The organism is Haloquadratum walsbyi J07HQW2 (assembly GCF_000415985.1).
GTDB lineage: Archaea > Halobacteriota > Halobacteria > Halobacteriales > Haloferacaceae > Haloquadratum > Haloquadratum walsbyi_B.
Window position 1 is genome coordinate 13,488 of the sequence record NZ_KE356561.1, and the last position, 3,729, is coordinate 17,216.

Annotated in this window: 2 protein-coding genes and 2 pseudogenes; 1 reads left to right on the forward strand and 3 read right to left on the reverse strand. The window is 57.7% G+C overall.

Annotation, left to right across the window (positions count from 1 at the left end; genetic code table 11):
- The first annotated feature begins 404 nt into the window (after positions 1–404).
- Positions 405–1,274, forward strand: a complete 870-nt coding sequence (locus tag J07HQW2_RS16740; protein WP_343122471.1) for an MBL fold metallo-hydrolase RNA specificity domain-containing protein — start codon at positions 405–407, stop codon at positions 1,272–1,274.
- Between the two features lie 88 nt (positions 1,275–1,362).
- Here the strand turns inward: J07HQW2_RS16740 and J07HQW2_RS00080 are convergent.
- The 3 genes and pseudogenes from J07HQW2_RS00080 to J07HQW2_RS00090 all read right to left on the reverse strand — a co-directional run bounded on the left by J07HQW2_RS00080 (position 1,363) and on the right by J07HQW2_RS00090 (position 3,603).
- Positions 1,363–2,607: pseudogene (locus J07HQW2_RS00080) on the reverse strand (tyrosine-type recombinase/integrase).
- Positions 2,604–3,060 (reverse strand): annotated as a pseudogene (locus J07HQW2_RS00085) (hypothetical protein). Before J07HQW2_RS00085 ends, J07HQW2_RS00080 begins: the two co-directional pseudogenes overlap by 4 nt.
- A 3-nt stretch (positions 3,061–3,063) precedes the next feature.
- On the reverse strand, positions 3,064–3,603 hold the full coding sequence (locus J07HQW2_RS00090) for a DUF7342 family protein (protein ID WP_048075020.1): 540 nt from the start codon (positions 3,601–3,603) through the stop codon (positions 3,064–3,066).
- Positions 3,604–3,729: the final 126 nt, after the last annotated feature.

A 3,729-nucleotide genomic window follows, 5' to 3' on the forward strand; every position in this document is an offset into this window, starting at 1 on the left:
CTACTGGGTAGTGCCTGGTTAGCACTAACAGTAGACGGCTCACGAGTAGTCTTCTCGGGAGACGTTGGCGGCCGGTCGAATCATCTTCCCGAAATTGATGAGCCTCCGCAGGCAGACGCCCTCTTTCTTGAATCGACATACGGAGACACCCATTCGCATACCAGTGCCACTGACACCCGAACGGACATCTACAACGAGGCTGTCGACGCAGCTACCGATGGGAAGCCGGTCCTCATCCCCTGTTTCGGAGTCGGGCGGTCCCAAGAGTTGCTCTATATGTTCAAAAACCGAATTCACACGCTTCCGGAAGAGGACCGAAAGCAGCTCAACGTAGTCTACGATGGAATGGCGCAAAGCGCAACAGTCAGGTATAACGAGCACTGTAAAGCCGAGTTCGCAGCCGAATCGATCCGGAACTACATCGTGAGGGGGATCAACAATCATTCCTCTTCGATCAGGCGTCGGCTGCTAGACGAATGCCGATGTCTCGCGAGGAATTGCTCGAAGCTGATGAGACACCGATCATCATTGCTCCATCAGGAATGCTCTCGGGTGGGTTCTCACCGACCTATTTACTCGAATTCTGCCAGCGGTACGATGATGCACGCGTAATTCTCTGTGGGTATCAAGCCGAGGGGACACCTGGTCGTCAATTGGGGGATGCGATAGAGGAAGATCTCGAGAGAGTTGGTGTCACTCTTCCCTCGAACGGACTTAACCGAGGGATACCAGATGAGGGTGATGGAACCCGTGTGAAGGTACCTGTAAGCTGGATTAGTCGATATCACGGCCTCTCAGCTCACGCAGCCCAAAATACGTTGCTTCAATTCGCTCGCCAAGTTTCACCGTCCCAGGTGTACCTTATTCACGGTGAACAGGAGCAGCAAGAGAAGATGGCGCAGCACCTGGTAGATAATCTAGACTCAGTTTCTGAGATCCAGCTGACGGGAATGATGCATCCGGTATCCGTGGCACCGGACCTTCCCGAAGAAGAGATCGTTGGTGACAGGCCTGCAAAGCGAATACTGGACGAGCGTGGTGCTGACATCGCGGTTGGTGATAATGCCCAATTCGGTTCAGACGCAATCCACGGGACGTTATCTGAATTCAGTGATCAGATCGAAGCTCTTGAATTAGCCCTGCGCACGTTGAGTGGTCAGCTCGCCGTTGAACGACATGATAGTGGATTTTCGGAGGAGGATATCCGCCGAATTGTCCGCGATGAGATGGACGAGATCGTCCGTGAAGCAGTGGAAGAGAACCAATCCAACTGACCGAATCAAAGCGTCTCCATAGCTAAAGACACCAGTCCGAGTCATACTGACTCTACGGTGTTTACCTCATCTGCTGGAAATTTCAGGTCTACGCGAGATTATCAATTTCTTCGAGTGCCTCCGTGACCACGTCGCCCAACTCGCTGGCCTCGATATGTGAGTATCGTTCGCGAACCACCTCCTCCGAGTTATCGAGATACCGGGCCGCCACCGTGTACCCGAACGCGCGGACAAGTACTTCCCACATCCCACGCCGACCCCCGTGGGGTGCGAGATAGTCGTGCTTCGGGTGGTCGATATCGATCTCTGCCGCCCCCGACAGTCGCTGGAGAACTGACCGGGCGCCGTCCGTTGTGATCGACGGCGGTCGAAGATCCTCGTCGAGTGCCAGCAGTAAGTCTCGGGCGTATTCTTCGCGGCGTTCAGCGATTGCTTCTGGGCGCTCCCCTCGGTCAGTTGATTCTTTCTGAACAAGCTCTGCGAGCGTCCGTTGGTCGAGCGTCGGGAATACTGGTCAGCGGTCCGTTGGTGGGTCCATCAGCTTGCAGTAACTCCGCAGCGGCGAGATCACTGGATCAGGAAGGCTGGCGGCGTCCCACTGCTGTTTCTTCCGGTAGACGTCCATACTCCCGTCCTCAAGGGAGAGATCCTCCCAGCGGACGCCGCGCCGTCGCGGATCATTCGGATCCCGGAGGAGTTCACTAACGCGAACAGCCGTGTACGCAAGGACGAACACCAGAGCTCGGTCACGAGCCGCCTTCAGCGCCGCGTAGCGCGCTCGCTGCTTGTCCAAGGATCAGTATCCTCCGGGAGTGTCGTGTACGCCTCGACGGCGTCATGGGCGCGTTCGTCGACGTAGCGGGTAAGGGCGTGGCGCTGTTCGGACGTCCAGGCCTGCTGGTCACCGGGCTTGCGGCCGTCGTCCTTGGGAAGCGGTGCCATTGCGCTCGCCCGTTGCGCGTAGTGTGCCTCGAGGTAGCCCTCGTTGACACACCAGCCACACCACGCAGAGATATAGCGGTAGTAGGTTTGAACCGTATTCTGCTTGAGACCCCGATCACCGGCGAGATGTCGGGCGTACTCTCGGAACACGCGTTCGTCGATATCGTCGAAGGTGGGCTCTCTGTCGACGTCGTCGGGGACGATCCCGGTCCAGTCGTCGCGACCGCGGTTGCCGGCAACCCACTCGGTGAATCGCTCAAGCTCGCGGGCTGCATTTCGTTGGTAGTTCCCGCCCTCACCACCGCGGCCTCCCCTTGTCCTGAAGATACCGCTCGAACGAACTCGCGAGCGACCGCCCGGTACGTTCTCCAGACGTCTTCTCGGAGGTCATAGGTCCTCGTTCCCGGATTGGTAGTTGGGGCGAACCTCCGAGGAGATCTTCGACGATCTCCCAGAGAATCAGGGAAGGAGTCTTGTGTTCGAACGTGATTCCCCAGCGGTCCTCTTTATTCTCGACTGAGTACTGGAAATGGGCCCGTCCGAGGTCGGGATGATCCTCGTCTTGATGCCAGCCGGCGTGAAAGCCCGTGTTCGGGTCAGTGTAGTTGATACGGAACCAATCGTGGGGGTCCTGTCGGTACCATTTGATTGTCAGTTCCGGTGAGTCAGGACCGATCGGCGGGTCAAGACGAGCCGGATCGAAAATCGCTCGCAGCTGCTTGGCCTCGAGATCGTCAGGAACGTACTCAACAGCTGTGACCTGGGGCACGCGGTCAAGGACGTCCCGCTTCAGCTGAGCGTAGAGATTCGCGTTCGGGTCACCACCGGGATGCGGGACCGACATCCGTTAGCTGCTGGCCTCTGGGGGCTCTGTCGTCGGAGCAAGGAAGTCCCACTCGCGGATAGCGAACCCGACGATTTTGATGCGGCGTTGAAGATGGTCCCACTCACGAGCGATCTCCCGCCGACGTTCTTCCTCGTCGGCGTCGAGGGTCTCGTCGGCAAGTGTCCCGCGAAGCTGATTCGGTGACTCGACGCCGAATTCGTCTTTCCAGCCCCGGATTTGTGCCTTCATCTCCGCGAGCCGATCCGTAAGCTCCTCAACAGTGTGGCCGCTGTCCCGCAGACGCATCGCCTCCTGCATCGCTTGTCGCCGGTAATCAGGGTAGTACGTGGTGTGGGTGCCGCTCTCATCGCGGTGGAGGATGCTGTCGTCGACGAGCCGTCTGAGGACGCGCTTAGTGGGTTTGTGTGACCAGTCCGCCTCAGATGCGATCCAGTTTGCCGTCCGCGGCTCCGACAGCTGCCGGGCGACCATTCGGACACGGTCTTCACCCGTGGTCTGACGGTCCCTCAGGCTCTCTGAGTTCGCTTTGTCTTCGGTCATACGCGGCAGTTCGCACTCTATGTTAATATAGGTTGAGATAGTTCGTTCTATATCGAAGCAAGGTTCCCAGCCATTCCGTCGATATACAGTAACTGGATCAAGAGCAATATGGAAACCCAGTCTTGA